The sequence below is a fragment of the Candidatus Dormiibacterota bacterium genome, assembly GCA_035536395.1.
GTDB lineage: Bacteria > Patescibacteriota > Saccharimonadia > UBA4664 > DATLOE01 > DATLOE01.
Genome location: DATLOE010000006.1, coordinates 61227 through 75729, shown reverse-complemented (window position 1 = coordinate 75729; position 14503 = coordinate 61227). Strand labels below are relative to the sequence as shown.

13 protein-coding genes and 1 tRNA gene are annotated in these 14503 nt (G+C 47.4%); 5 read left to right on the top strand and 9 right to left on the bottom strand.

Annotation, left to right across the window (positions count from 1 at the left end; all coding sequences use genetic code 11):
* From pheT to VNA68_01630, 6 genes are all read right to left on the bottom strand, one after another.
* Positions 1-1446 (bottom strand): phenylalanine--tRNA ligase subunit beta (pheT, locus tag VNA68_01655; protein ID HVE80824.1); only part of this gene is annotated, 1446 nt, incomplete at its 3' end.
* Positions 1446-2456, bottom strand: coding sequence for a phenylalanine--tRNA ligase subunit alpha (gene pheS, locus VNA68_01650; protein HVE80823.1), 1011 nt, complete (start codon positions 2454-2456; stop codon positions 1446-1448). The genes pheS and pheT, both read right to left, overlap by 1 nt.
* Positions 2453-2824: a hypothetical protein gene (locus VNA68_01645; protein ID HVE80822.1), complete on the bottom strand. Its 372-nt coding sequence runs from the start codon at positions 2822-2824 to the stop codon at positions 2453-2455. The genes pheS and VNA68_01645 overlap by 4 nt, the downstream gene beginning before the upstream one ends.
* Before the next feature lie 597 nt (positions 2825-3421).
* Positions 3422-4402 carry a tryptophan--tRNA ligase gene (trpS, locus tag VNA68_01640; GenBank protein HVE80821.1) on the bottom strand — a complete coding sequence of 327 codons (981 nt, stop codon included), beginning with the start codon at positions 4400-4402 and terminating at the stop codon, positions 3422-3424.
* Positions 4393-5364, bottom strand: a complete 972-nt coding sequence (locus VNA68_01635; GenBank protein HVE80820.1) for a DNA recombination protein RmuC — start codon at positions 5362-5364, stop codon at positions 4393-4395. Before VNA68_01635 ends, trpS begins: the two co-directional genes overlap by 10 nt.
* Positions 5365-5396: 32 nt before the next feature.
* The gene (locus VNA68_01630; GenBank protein ID HVE80819.1) at positions 5397-5819 is read right to left on the bottom strand and encodes an HAD-IA family hydrolase; all 423 of its coding nucleotides are present in this window, start codon (positions 5817-5819) and stop codon (positions 5397-5399) included.
* 128 nt (positions 5820-5947) lie between these two features.
* Between VNA68_01630 and VNA68_01625 the strand changes: the two genes are divergently transcribed.
* The 3 genes from VNA68_01625 (at position 5948) to VNA68_01615 (ending at position 6615) form a co-directional block, all read left to right on the top strand.
* Positions 5948-6205, top strand: coding sequence for a hypothetical protein (locus VNA68_01625; GenBank protein HVE80818.1), 258 nt, complete (start codon positions 5948-5950; stop codon positions 6203-6205).
* Entirely contained in the window at positions 6205-6477 is a 273-nt protein-coding gene (locus VNA68_01620; protein ID HVE80817.1) for a hypothetical protein, read from the top strand. Before VNA68_01625 ends, VNA68_01620 begins: the two co-directional genes overlap by 1 nt.
* Positions 6478-6538: 61 nt before the next feature.
* Positions 6539-6615, top strand: a tRNA-Pro gene (locus VNA68_01615).
* Position 6616: 1 nt separating this feature from the next.
* Here the strand turns inward: VNA68_01615 and VNA68_01610 are convergent.
* Both VNA68_01610 and VNA68_01605 read right to left on the bottom strand, forming a co-directional pair.
* Positions 6617-7078, bottom strand: coding sequence for a hypothetical protein (locus tag VNA68_01610; GenBank protein ID HVE80816.1), 462 nt, complete (start codon positions 7076-7078; stop codon positions 6617-6619).
* Entirely contained in the window at positions 7075-9948 is a 2874-nt protein-coding gene (locus VNA68_01605; protein ID HVE80815.1) for an ATP-dependent DNA helicase, read from the bottom strand. Before VNA68_01605 ends, VNA68_01610 begins: the two co-directional genes overlap by 4 nt.
* Positions 9949-10037: 89 nt before the next feature.
* On the opposite strand from VNA68_01605, the gene VNA68_01600 reads away from it, so the two are divergent.
* On the top strand, positions 10038-12080 hold the full coding sequence (locus VNA68_01600; GenBank protein ID HVE80814.1) for a hypothetical protein: 2043 nt from the start codon (positions 10038-10040) through the stop codon (positions 12078-12080).
* On the opposite strand, the gene argS is transcribed toward VNA68_01600, so the two are convergent.
* On the bottom strand, positions 12070-13668 hold the full coding sequence (argS, locus tag VNA68_01595; GenBank protein HVE80813.1) for an arginine--tRNA ligase: 1599 nt from the start codon (positions 13666-13668) through the stop codon (positions 12070-12072). The genes VNA68_01600 and argS overlap by 11 nt on opposite strands.
* Before the next feature lie 46 nt (positions 13669-13714).
* Between argS and smpB the strand changes: the two genes are divergently transcribed.
* A complete protein-coding gene (gene smpB / locus VNA68_01590) occupies positions 13715-14155 on the top strand; it encodes an SsrA-binding protein SmpB (protein ID HVE80812.1) in 441 nt (146 codons plus the stop codon).
* Positions 14156-14503 lie beyond the last annotated feature (348 nt).

The following is a 14503-nucleotide window of genomic DNA, read 5'->3' as shown; positions in this document are numbered from 1 at the left end:
AATTGCCTGTGGTTTCCACCCTGGCAGGGTGGCCGGCAGCTTATCGTAGCCAATTAATTTAATAACTTCTTCGGCTAAGTCCGCTTCGGTCTTAATATCTGGTCGCCACCAAGGAACTGTTATCGATAATTTCTCTTCGGTAGATCTGTGAGCCTCAAAACCGAGCTTTTTAAGATTATCTGCCGCTTCTTTTGCAGTTAACTCAATACCAAGTATATTACTGATACGTTGCAATCTAGCTACGATCTGGGTTGCCTCTGGCTTGGCACTCATTAGATCTGCCGGTCCGGCTATTAACTCGGCCGAGGCGAGGTCTTTAAGCAGTTGGACGGCTCTGGCCAAGGCAAGTGGCGCCAGGTCTACCGGAATACCGCGCTCAAACCTGGCCGAAGCTTCCGTTCTCAACCCATGCCGAATAGCCGTCTTGCGTACAGATGCCGCATTAAAGCTAGCCGATTCCAGTAAAATATCGGTTGTATCGGCACTGGTTTCCGAATTCTGCCCGCCCATTACCCCGGCAAAACCAAGCGGCTTCTGTTTATCGGAAATCAAGAGATCTTCCGTATCCAGCTTGCGCTCCACTCCATCCAAGGTCACCATGACCTCACCCTTCTTCGCCCTTCTAACAGATACCGGCTGCATTATCTTGGCGGCGTCAAAAGCATGCAACGGCTGACCAAGTTCCAGCATCACGTAGTTGGTGATATCTACTACTACGCTAATTGGCCTGATCCCGGCGGCTTTTAGGCGGCTTACCATCCAGTCAGGTGAAGAGCCGGTATTACTAACCCTCAGGTGCGCTAGCATGTATCGCGGCACCAGGTCCCGCTCCGGAGTTTTTACCACGACCGGTGCACGTGAGCTCTTTATTTGTTCAGGCTCTTCAAACGCAACCTTCTGCCCGCTGTGGGCCGCTGCCTCACGGGCTAGTCCGACAACAGAATTTAAATCCCATCTGTTGGGGTAAGAGGTGAGATCAATAAGCTCACGGCCCTTAATGACCCCACCAAGACCGCTACCGATCTTGGTGTTATCAGGTAAAACAAGTATTCCGGAGTGGTCACTGCCTAGACCTAGCTCCTGTTCACTACAGATCATGCCCTCGGATTTTACTCCTCTAATTGAGCTATTCTTAATCTCGAGGCCGTTTGGTAAAACTGCCCCTGGTAAAGCTACTGCTACTTTCTGTTTTAGGGCCACGTTAGGGGCACCGCAAACCACTGATATTGTTGTATTTTTTACATTGACCTTAACGATTTTTAACTTGTCAGCATTAGGATGGCTATCTATAGCAACCGTTTCACCCACCACAATCTGGGTATCGAGTTTACCTGGCTGCACGATCTCTTCTACCTCTACCCCAGCCAGCTCTAGTGTATCGGCCAGTTTGCGAGCCGTAAGCTTCTTTTCCAGATATACGTTTGTCCATTCAACGGGTAACTTCACTAGAACTGCTCCAGAAATTTAAGGTTTGGCCGCCAAAACTCTCTAATATCAGGTACCTGGTGTTTAATAGCGGCTATTCTCTCCAGTCCGAATCCAAAGGCAAACCCGGTGTACTCTTCTGGGTCGATGCCGACATTGATAAGCACTTGAGGGTGAACCATACCGGCCCCGCCCAACTCCAGCCAGCCGGTATTGCCGCAAGTACGGCATCCCTTCCCTTTGCAAATCACACAGGTGGCATCGACTTCTACCGAAGGCTCGGTATACGGAAAGAAGCTGGGCCGCAGCCTAATACCAGTATCCTCACCCAATATCCCTCGCATCATCGCCAGTAAGGTGCCTTTAAGATCGGACAAAGTAATGCCTCTATCAACCACCAGCCCTTCTACCTGGTAGAACATCCAGACATGGCTGGCATCTTCGTCCTCGTTCCTGTAGGCCTTGCCGGGAGAAATAATCCTAATCGGCGGCTTATTTTGCTCCATATACCTTATCTGCACACTGGAAGTATGGGTCCTAGGCAGGTTACCCCCTTCAAGGTAAAAAGTGTCCTGCATATCTCTAGCCGGGTGGTCTGGCGAAATATTTAAAGCATCAAAGTTATACCAAGGGGTTTCGATCTCTGGCCCCTCAGCTACCACAAAGCCCATTTGCCAAAACACTTTTACAATATCATCGATCAGCTCCGTCACAGGATGGTGGTGACCCCAGCCCCCTGCCCCTACAGGAGCCGTTACGTCGAGTTTTACATCACTCAGCTCGCTCTCTACTCTCTCCTGCTCAAGACGCTTACTGGCGGCTCTAATGGCCGCCTCAGCTTGGTGTTTCAACAGGTTAGCCTCCTTGCCGGCTTGTGCTTTTTTAAGTGCTGGCAAAGACCCTACTCGTCTTAGCTCCGCTGTAATCACTCCATTGCGGCCAAGATACTTAACCCGTAGCTGTTCCAGTTCTTTTTCAGTGGCAGCCTTTTGGATGCTGGGTAAGATTTGTTTGATATTAGGCAAACTCATGACCGGTTCCTTACGTATAGTTCAATTAATGCAATCAGCAGAAAAGATAGAATTATATCTTTAAACTCTAACTGCTTCAAACTGCTTAACCCTAGTATAACCGTTAACCATCCGCCAAGCAGTAAACCGCGCCGCCAAGCAGTAGTCAGGCGACCTGAAGACTTGGATTCAGCCCCAAGCTTACCCGCTAACCAGTTGAGAAGCAAAGTCAGCCAAGAAGATAAGCCGACAAACAGAGCAATAAACCAAAGCGTTACCCCCAAGGGGCCAATGTCGGCCGGCGCAACCACTATGGTAGTTAAAATAATAACCACAGTGGTAATCACGGATACGGAAAGCAACAGATTATGATAACCAAGTGCAGGCACTTACAAACCTCAGTAATACTTACATTATGGCAAAAATCAGCTTACATTAGCAATAAAAAAACGCCGATGTCTGATATCAGCGAACTTTAAGTGCTTAGCCCTGACGCACTGCAAGGAATAACTGAAGCCCGCAGAGAAGCTGTACCCAGATGTACTACAACCGAGGGCTGGCAATTCTGACGTAGCAGTGCGTAAAGATAAGTGCTTAAAAAGAAGATCGGGGCGATCAATGCACCCTCATGTATTAACTCACTTGGCGCTGTCGCCCCGAAGTATCCTTACGACGGTTGTCGCAAAGACACATAAGGTGCAGTCGCTACCATTATCTGGTATCCGAAGGAGTAACTGATCGCAAGCAAAGCTGACGACCAGGGATCCCCCTCGGAAACCGACGAAGCGCCTGTACTGCACAAGATAGCGCTCCTTTAACAGTAGGACAATTCCGGTTTAGAAAGTAAGGGGGATACTTCTAAGCCGGATCTGTCCCACTGTTGTGGTAACAACGACGATAATCATGTTTTCAAGATTCAATAAAGTAATTCTAGCACAAGCAGTTTACTTATGTCAATCATTTTTAAGCAAAAAACGTAGTAATATTTACAGCAAACCTATAGCTTTTTTGACATGTTGTAGTTTTTTATCAGCGGCTTCGTTAGCCTGAACGGCACCCTGCTTTAGGATATCTGACACTTCTTTTTCAGTTATGCTCCTGTATTTGCCTTGTATTGGCTTTAACACCGTAGTAACCACTTCGGCTACATGGTTCTTATAGTCAGCAAATCCCTTGAATTTCTGCTCCCTCGCTTCTTCTTCCACGGTAGTACCGTTAAGCGCCGCTTCAATTACAAGCAGGTTATAAAGGCCACGGCGAGCTGGGTCGGCCGTAATCCCCTCCTTAGAATCAGTCACCGCCCGGCTGACCTTCTTTTGAACCTGCTCAGGAGAATCTAGCAGGCCAATGTAGTTGTTCGGCCCGGCACTCTTGCTCATCTTTACCTCGGGATTATCCAGCCCCATTACTCTGGCGCCCAGATTGCTTATTTTAGCCTCAGGCACCACAAAGGTCTGGCCATATCGCTTGTTGAAACGTTCTGCTAAATCACGCATTAGCTCAAGATGCTGCTTTTGATCCTCGCCTACCGGCACCGCATTGATGTCATAAAGTAATACATCAGCTGCCTGTAGCACGGGGTATGTAAACAATCCTACGCTGGCCTTTGAGCTATCGCCCTTTTTGCTTTTATCCTTAAACTGCGTCATGCGGTTTAGCTCACCCATGGAGGTAATAGTGCTCAGAATCCAAGCCAGTTCACTATGCGCCGCAACATCTGATTGCTTGAATATTATTGTCTTATCAGGATTAATACCGCAGGCTATAAGCATTCGGGCTAAGTCGATTGAACCTGCGCGCAACGCATTCGGATCCTGCGGCACGGTAATGGCATGCAGATCCACTACGCACAGCATCAGTTTATTATCCTCCTGAAGCTCTACCCAATTTTTAATTGCGCCCAGATAGTTGCCCAGATGCACCTCGCCAGAAGGCTGGATTCCAGAAAATAAACGCTTCACACCAATGTCTCCTCTTTAGGTTTCTCGGTTTCAGCCGACAATTTACGAGGACGTACGTCGCCCAGGCTCAATTGGTTGGCTGAATCGATCTTACCGCTCAGTTTAGCATAGGAATTAACGGCTGAATCGGCCGCGTTTTTGGCATTGGTCAGATGTTTACTTACTAAGGTCAGCTCGGTATCAAACTTACGCGCGTCACCCTGAATGCCCTTGAGGTAGCTCATTACCTCCTTAGCCTTCTGTTCAATCAACTCCCCCTCCAGGCTAAGCAGTACAGTACCTAGGTAGTGGTAGAAACTCTGGGGGGAAACAAGAATTACACGCTGGGTGGCTCCGAACTCGTACAGATCGGTTTGGCTGATAATGTGATAAAAAACATTCTCCCCTGGTACGTACATAAACGCGAAGTCTACAGTACCCTCGGCCGGCTGGATGTACTTGGTTGATATCGCCTGAATATGCTTTTTTACATCTGCCACGAAATCCTTATGTAGGCGCTTCTTTTCTGCCTCATCCTTTGACTGAACGTATTTAAGGAAGTTCTCGGCTGGGAATTTAGAATCGATCGGTATTAAGCCGTTCCGGGTTTTTATAACAGCATCGACTTTCTCTCCCGAGCGGAAAGCATGCTGCAGCTTAAAATTGCCCTTTGGTATCTGCTGGCTCAGCATCTCTGCCATCATCTGCTCGCCAATATTACCCCTTAGCTTGGGGGATTTCAGGGCATCCTGAATGTCGCGCATGCTGCGGCCCAGCTCCTGCATACGCCCAAGCTCTTGCTGTAAACCGCCGAAAACAGTAGCGGCCTTATCTAACCGCTCATGCATGCCCTGAAAATCTTGCTTTATCAGCCCCAGGGCTGTGTCGTTCTTTAGTCCGCCCAGCTTACTGTTAACAAACAGGGCTATGCCAGCAAAGCCGATTGCCATGACGGCTATTAATATCACGAGGACTAAGGTCGTATCCATAAGAAGATTGTACGAAAAACTGCCTGATTAAGCTAGCCGAGGGGTAGTCCAGACGCCTTAAGGTCGCTCCGTAATTGGGATTCTGTGCGATATAAGATAGCCTGGCACCCCGCCCTCTTTGCCCCCTCGGTGTTTTCTGCTGCGTCGTCAATCATTAGAACCTCTTCTGGCCTGCAGCCCAACTGTTCCGCGGCAGAAATATAGCTCTCTGGGTCGGGTTTAACTAGGCCCGTCTCACCAGAAAAGATTACTACGTTGAACTGCTCAAATAGCTGGGCGCAGTCTTTCTGAAGCTGATCGCTGGGCTGGAGATTAGAGAGAATCCCGATTTTATAACCTGCTTTGCGTAAGCTGCTAGCCAGCTCAAGTAATAGCGGTTGGCCCATGGGATGCTGGCTGGTGATGAGCACCCCTAATAGATCAAAAACCACGGCTTTTATTGGCGTATCAGACATAAAAACATCATAGCAGACCAAATTTCTTATCTGTTTCACAGCTACAGACATTGACATTTATAGCTTTTATGGTTATAATATATATGTTAATCGTACCTTGAACACCAACCTGCTGAAAAGGAGCCGCAATGGCCAACCCAGAAACATATGCTGGATGCGCCAATTGCGGCACATCAGCTTTGCAGTTCAATGGAGCAGACCACTGCCCCAACTGCGATGAGCCAACCAAACTCAAGCTTTATCGCATGAACCCAAAGAAGCGCCATCCTGGGCGTGGTTGGGTTAAGGATGGCTCGCGCCGCAAACTCCCAAGCGGAAAGCGAGGTAGCGATCGAGCAGACAACATGAAGTCTGATGAGTACGATCCAATGGGTCCGCTCATCTGATGGCTGTTCGAAGCTACAACCCAGGCGTTACTGCCTACTGGCTGGTCAGCGGTGATTCTGAGAAAAAAAGCCGCTGGTGTGAAGCCGCCAGCCGCAGCCAGGCAAAAACCGTCTACCGAAATATCGAATCGCTCTCTCTGGGTATTACAAAGACCCCAAGAGGTACCAAGGTTGAGGTAGATTGGTGGATGCTTAAGCTGGCAGACGGCAATATCTACTGGACGAAAAATCCAGGAGAATCCAGTAAGGCACATGTGTACAAGGACGATTAAGCCCCGGAAGCTCGTAAGAGCAGCCGGGGCTTAAACATGCCGCCTGATATAATCTCAACACCGGGGTGTGGCGCAGTTGGCTAGCGCGCAGCGTTCGGGACGCTGAGGTCGCAGGTTCAAGTCCTGTCACCCCGACCAGTTAAAACCAGAACGGCTTGGGTATTGTTCTTTTTACAATTCTTCGCTTTACAGGTTGGAAGTTGGCTCTTAATATGTCTGGCCAGTTAGCTTTCAGCCATTTTTTTTGCCTTAAGTAGAGCTCCTCCAGCCCCCTCTCCCGATACTCGGCTCTTACCACACCGCCGGCGTGCGGATGCCTGTGCTTCTGTTCCAGGGGAGAATTAAAGCCATGCGCGTAATGAATCATTTCATGCACCAGAGTTGCAAGTACTACAAACTCGGGCACCGCCGGATCCCTGAACAGCCCGTTAAGGGTGATTTCGGTAGTATCCGGGTGGTCGGGGTGAATCCTGATTGAACCCAGCCGAGTACGAGCCCGGCGGCCAAATTTTATCCGCACAATATTATCTTGCGGGACATCCGCAAAGTACTTATCCCAGGTTTCATCCAGAAGCTGCTGCAGCCATAATTCATCTCTCATAGCAGCATTCCAGTCTGAACCGGCCCATGCTCGCAATAGCGATGATCGCCCTTTGGCTCGAACCGTCCAGCTCTAATTCCTTCTGATACCGCAATAATTTTCTCTTCTATAGCCATTAACTGCTTGGCTGTCTTATGCGTGGTGCCTCTAGTGCCAGTGTCGACGAACTCCAGGGCAACTATATCAGGTGCCTTGCCTGTTATCTTCTCCCAGGCTAGAGCGTATATACCAAGCTGAATACTTTTTTTAGCCCTGTCCTCGGCCTTCGCCTCGTCATCAGTCTGCCCGGTTTTATAATCACGGATCTCAACCTGCCCATCTGGGTACTGAAACACCGCGTCGAACCGGCCGCTTACCACCAGTTTGTGGCTCGGCAGCTCAAACTGAAAGGGATGCTCACTGTGAACAGGCATTAAATCGCTCTTACTCCCCTGGACGATGAACTTTTTAACAGTAGATTGAGCCTGTTTGATCATCTTATCCTCCTGTTGTTTGGTGGTGAATCCCTGGCTTACCCATAAATCTTCAATCATTTTTAAAAGCACTGCTTCGTCTATCTTGCCTTGTCGCTTCATTACGTAATACTGGTTTATAGCCTGATGGATGATATTGCCATACATCAGAACCGGATTCGGCCCTTGTGGTACTTGCAGCAATACCCGATAGCGAAAGTTATAGGGACAGGTTAGGTAATCATCTATCTGGTACGGCGTCAGTCTTAAGCGGCCCTTATTATCATAAAGCCGGCTTTGAACAAGTTTTTTATTATCGGCCACAGAAGCAAAGCGATCGAGGGTGAAGGTGGCTGTTTCGGCTTCCGGTATTTCAACTTTATCCCCTAGCGCTTCCTGAAGAAAAATAGACGGGCGGCGAAGGCGCTTTGAGCCATGGTTAGGTGAAAATGTCATAACTAGTTCCTTTTTGGCCCTCGTCATTGCCACATACGCGAGGCGCCTCTCCTCCTGCAAATGCCAGTTGCCCGCAGGTAGTACTTCGCCTGCCAGTAAGGTATCTGGTATCTTGAGGCTTTCTGTTCTTGAGCTGCCCGGAAAGTCGGTTTGGTTAAAATCAAACAGTACGACCGTCTCAAACTCCAAGCCCTTGGACTGGTGGATCGTAAGTAGCCTGACTTCGTCTAAAGCATAATCGGCCTCCTGAAAAGCCTCTTCGCTAGTAAAATCACGGAAGTGGTCAAACTGACTGGCAAACGCCTGCAAACTGGCGTCATGAGCAATACTAGAAAAATCGGTTAGTAGCTGCAGAAAGCGTTCCAAATTCTTAAACCTGGCTGGTATAGTGGGGTCCTGGTCTGCCCTGGTCTCAAGCTGTCTGATATACCCAGATTCAGTTAAAAAGCTATAGGCCACCTCGAGTACGCTGCGGTTGGCAGCAGAATCTCTTAACGCATCAAAGAATGCTAAGAACTTTGTAAGCGAGGCATTGAAATCTTTACTCCCCGTGTGATGCTCCTGGAGGTACTGCCGCAGCGGCATATTCATTCGCTTTGCCCCACCTGCCGCTGCCGCGAGCTGATGGATGTCGAGTTTAAATGGCTCTCTGGCCAGCAGATGGTACAAAGCCTCAGAATTATGAGGATCGGACAAATACCTTAGAGCATGCACCACTAGCTCCACCTCAGGCTGCTTGTAAAGCTTCTGAGGCCCGAGCAGGCTAAATGGCACCTTATGCCGCTGCAAAGACGGCACAAGTGCTTCTAGCTGCTTATGCTTGCGTGCCAGAACCGCTATGTCGGCCGGCTTGGTGCCTGAGGCTATTCTTTTGGCCAACAGCGCTGCTACTGCCTCTGTCTCGGCATGATAATCGGGCTGGGGCAGAAGGGTGGGCTCTGTTCCAGTCTCAGATGCTGCTAGAACTTTATTAATCTGATATTTAAACTCCAGACGATCAGGATTATTGTGCTGAATCAATCGGTAGGACGCATCTAGAATTTTTTGGGTTGAACGATAGTTACGGGTAAGCACGATACGCTCTACATCTTGAAATGTTTCGCTGAACCTGAGGATATTTGAAACGGCCGCGCCTCTAAACTTATAGATACTTTGGTCGTCATCTCCAACCACCATTAAGTTACCTTTCTTGCCTGCTACAAGTTCAAGCAGATAATTCTGGGCGTAGTTAGTATCCTGAAACTCGTCTACTAATATATAGCGATACCGCTCCCTGATCTCTTTTGATATGTTTGGCCTCTTGTCCATAAGCTCAATCACCAGGTTAATCTGGTCGTCATAGTCCATTAAGCCCTTCTTCTTTTTGATCTGGGTATATTTTTTATACAGGTTTGATAATTCCAAGTGTTTGTCGGCTTCGAGCTTTTCCTCTTCCCCTGCGGCAGACTCTGCAGACTTTGCGGCGTACTTACCGTAATCTTCTGGTTGTATCAGCTCATTACGAAGGGTAGAAAAGTAGCCGAGTAGGTTAATAAACAAATCAGAGGGATTCCCACGAGGAGCAAAATATTCTAGTTCTAAATCGTCAAAATGCTCTATTAAAAGCAATAATTGTTGTGTTTTAGACATCAGCTTGGCACTGATTGGTAGGCCCATATCGAGTGCGTACTCCCTAAGCAGCTGATCACCGAAGGAATTGAATGTTTGTACCTGAGGCAAATTTAACCCCAAGGGTAGCAGTGTATCTACCCTCTCCTCCATCTCTCGGGCTGCCTTATCTGTAAACGTCAGTGCTATAATCTGGCTAGCTGGAATGTGGTGGTGATTAATTAGGTAAGCAATCCGGCTAGTGATTACCTCCGTCTTACCTGTTCCGGCCCCAGCGATAACCAGAAGGGGGCCGTCTAGATGTTCTACGGCCCGGCGCTGTTCGGGGTTCAAGCTTCGCAAAGTCGACTCCATATTAGTTAAGTATAGCAGGATTAACAGATAAGCATAAGGATTGTTTAGGGAGTAAAATAATGCTAGCATAGGCCAAAAGTGGGCCATACATGTCCAAGCTGATTCTCCAGACTGCCAAAATCATTCCCCGAAGCAAAAGACTGCACCCTACAGCCGGTTCAGCCTTGTCTTACTGCTATGAGCCCCCTAAAAATCTTGAATCTCTTGGGTCTCTAATCGTGGTAATTGAAGTACTGGGGCCCACCAAGAAAGCGGAGGAGATAATTGACACTCTAATTCAAACGGCTGGCGAAACCTATTACACGCCACCCACCGAAGAAGGTGAACCTGATAGGACTTCGAATTTCGAATCAACCATACAGGCACTTAATGAAATCATCACCAAAGTATACGGCCAATCGGCAGAATGGGCAGATAAGATCCACGCTGTCATCGCCGTCGCCTATGAAGACAGCCTGATAATATCGAGCATGGGTAATGCTCAAGCCTACTTGTACCGAGGACAGCACGCTATAGATCTGACAGAAGGCCTAACAAACGATAATAGCCAACCCTTTGAAAGTGTTGCCAGCGGTACAATTCAAACCGGCGATCAGCTGGTCTTTGCAACTCCCGGCCTCATGCATAAGGTTCCTCAGACCGAGTTAAGAAGCATTGCCAGCAACTCAACTCCCCAAACGGCCGTAAGCCGTATTGGCGAAATATTAAAAACCCAGCCAAACCTAAATCGCACTTCAGGGCTAATAGCATCGGTTACTACCCCTGAACTCCTGGCTATGCAAGTTCTGCCCAATGAGCCAAGCGAACTACACATTGAAGACAGAGAGTCTTTTGCCGTAAGTGCCCAACACAACCTAAAGCCTTTTATTAAAAAAACCGCCCAGGTATTGAAGAACGGCCATACCCGGAGCCAGACGGCTTATCGGCAGAGTATTTTGCCGCTGACAAAGAAAGCGATCGCACGCAGTCAAAACTATGCGGGCAAGGCCATAAGAGGCAAACAGAGTCGTAAGCCAGTCATCATGGCCGCTGCCGCCATTCTGCTAGTGGCCTCACTGGCGACCTACCAATGGGTGCGGGCTAGTGAAATCAGCAAACAGCAGAAACGCTACCAGCAAGCTTACACTCTCACTCTTTCTGGGCAGCAAAAGCTCGGGCTGCGGGATAAAGCTGCAGCTGAACAAGACTTACAGAGCGCGTACAAAATACTAGATAGCATCTCAAAAAGCCCGGCCCTTAAGCAGGTTGAAGCCAAGCTGCAATCCCTACCCCATGAGGAACAAGATCCGGCAAGCGTCACAAAACTCAAAGAAGAAGTAGCAGTAAAAATAGACAAGCTGCAAGGATTAATCAGGCTACAGCCGCAAGTAATCAAGCAGTACAAAAACAGTATGCCAGTCTTCCTAGAGTCAGTGGAGGGTAATCTGATTGTCATAGGCCAGGAAGAAGCCGTTACGGTCTACAATGCGGCTACAAGCCAAGTGTTAACCTCTGCGCCACTTCCAAAAGGACTAGGGGTAATCACGGCCTCAGCCGTATCCGATGACGGAGGCACAATATACATCCTAACTGAGGAGCCTGCTGTATGGGTCTACCAGATTAAAGACAACCGCTTTGAACGCAAGGAGCTCAGCCAGGGTTCGTGGGCAAGAGGCCGATCGATAGCCAGCTATAATAACAGTCTGTACGTTTTAGATGATGCCGGCGTTCACAAACATATACCTACTTTGGCCGGCTTCTCCTCACCTTCTACTTCGATTAGCTCAAGAGACTTTCCAAGCATAAAGAGTGCTACAAGCATTGCCATAGACGGCAGTATTTATATAAGCGGTGGCGGCAAAAAGGTGGAACGCTTTTTGGTGGGACAGAAAACCCATGAAGCTCAGGGCTTACCCCAGGGTCTGTCAGAAATATCTGAAATTAAAGTTATTAATCTGGACACAGTGGCTGTCTTCAGTCGTCAGACTGCCAAAATCGGCATAATGCGCCTATCTGATAAATCGCTTTCATTCGAAAAACAGTACAGTTTTGAAGGCTACGGTAAGGCCGTTACCGCGGTTTATGAAGCCAAAACCCAGCAATGGTTCACGGTTGCAGATAATAAACTGATTAAAGCCAAGGCTAAACTTTAGGCTCCATCTTCTTGATTGGTGTTACACCAATTATATTAAATAATATTTCCATAAATGTAATGTATTGTTGTATTAAATACAACTTGCATTCTGCTGTTTCTTGATTTAGGTCAATAATTCTCTCTGATTCATATAAATCATGAAACTTCTTGGCAAGCTGGGTGGCGAAGAAACTCAAATGATGTACCTCATAACTCTCTGCTATCTCTGAAATTAAATCAGGCAGCCGAGTCATATACTTAACCAATTCTGATTCCGTGGTGTTAAGCCTCTCAAGGGAATTAGAAGGCTTCAACTGCTTAGAGGCAGCTTGAGCTAATATGGAGTGGGCTCGCACGTAAGAGTACATCACATAAAATAAGGGGTTTTTCTGGGATTGCTCCTTGGCTAAGCTAAGATCGAAATCCATATGGCTGGTAGCTGAGCGCATCAGAAAGAAAAATCTGGCTACATCGGAGCCAATTTCATCTATAAGTTCATCCACCGTAACGAAGCTGCCAGCTCGCTTGCTCATTTTTACCTCTTTACCCCCTTGGACTAGACGCACCCATTGAACTATCACAAAATCGAGGCGGCAATCTGGGATCAAGCGCTTCATGGTCAGATTTAAGGAGGGAACCTGTCCGGCGTGATCGGCCCCCCAGATTTTAATTGCGCGATCGAATCTGCGATGCTCGAAGATATTAAGGTGGTAGGCAATATCGGTACCTAAATACGTAACATCTCCGTTGCTTTTCTGTAGCACACGATCACGTTCATCTCCATAATCAGTTGATTTCAGCCACAAAGCCCCATCTTTCTCGTATGTCAGGCCTTTTTTGCGCAGCAACTCAAGCGCTTTTTCGAGTTCTCCGCTAGAAATCAGCGACTTTTCATTAAACCACTCATCAAATTCAATACCCATCCTGGTAATAGCTTCTTTGATATAGCGCCTGGAGACCTCTTTGGTTAATATTCCGGCTAAATCTTCGTCGGATCGGCTTTTTAATTCATTTTTCAGATCGCTGGCCAGCTCCTCGATATACTTACCCTGGTATTCAACCTGACTGGCTTTAATGATACCGGCTTGGTGCTTCACCGACTCGACCAGCTTACTGATCTGAGTGCCAGCATCATTAAAGTAATATTCACTGGTAGTTTTGTAGCCAGCATGATCGAGCACCCGAGATAACACATCCCCTAGATATCCACCCCGGGCATTACCCAGCGTCAGCGGCCCTGTGGGGTTGGCTGATATGAATTCCACCTGAACTTTCTGACCTTTTCGAGGCTTGCTTTGTCCATAGCCAGGTTTGATCTTCTTCAAGCAATCTACCCAGTAGCTCTCTGCCACTACGATATTCACGAATCCGCCCACACTAGAAGCCTTCTCTATCTGAGGATGTTTGATATTGCTCGCAATACCCTCTGCAATTTGCTTCGGGTTCTGTTTCAATGTTTTTGCAAGCTCAAAGCTGATATTAGTAGCAAAATCACCGAACTTTGGCTCGGCATAGCTGATTTGGGGGGCGGTTTTAACCTTAAACTCCGTCCAAACCGCCTTAGCAACAATTTCTGAAATTTCCCTTAAGACCATAACAAAGTTCATTATATCATCAGGTTACAATCTGGCGTTATAAAGCTATAATAGCCCTATGAAAATTCTGGCTAAAAACAGGCGGGCCGGCTACGACTATGCGATCGAACATAAGATGACCGCGGGGCTTGTGCTATCTGGGGCCGAGGTAAAGAGCGGCAAACTTGGACAGGTCAGCTTAAAGGGCAGCTTTGTATCCCTGAAAGATGGAGAGGCTTATCTATCAAACGCCCATTTTACTCCCTATAACCGGGCCGGGAATAGCTCCAGGCTAGACCCTGACCGGCCGCGTAAGCTGCTATTGCACAAGAGAGAGCTGGAACAGCTGACAGGCTACAAGCAAGCTGGAGCCGCTATTGTCCCCCTTTCGCTGGCTGAGGATCGTAACTTAATTAAATTAGAAATCGGAATTGGCCGCGGGCGTAAAAAATATGACAAACGGCAGCTAATAAAAAAACGCGATCAAATTCGCGACACGGCCAAAGAACTGCCGCGCTAATTAGTATTTAATTTTTTAGTCTTTTTTTAATTTTCTTAAAAAGTTTTTTATAAAAACTCAAAAAAATGTATTGACAGGCTTTTTTTTAGTGAGTAATCTTGAAATAGGTACTTGAACAAATTAAGTACTCAAAACAAAAACAAAACCAACACCACCAAAATAACGGCTTAGCAAAGCCGTTATTTTGGTATTAGCATCTATTGCTTAAAAGCTAGATTAAGCATTAGCCCATCACCCATCTTTTTGCACTAAGTTTAAAAATAAAAATTATTTTTGAAGTTTTATTAATTTTGAGGCATTATTTTTTTACTTTTTTGCGCGTTCCGAACTACATTACAGGCCGCAAAA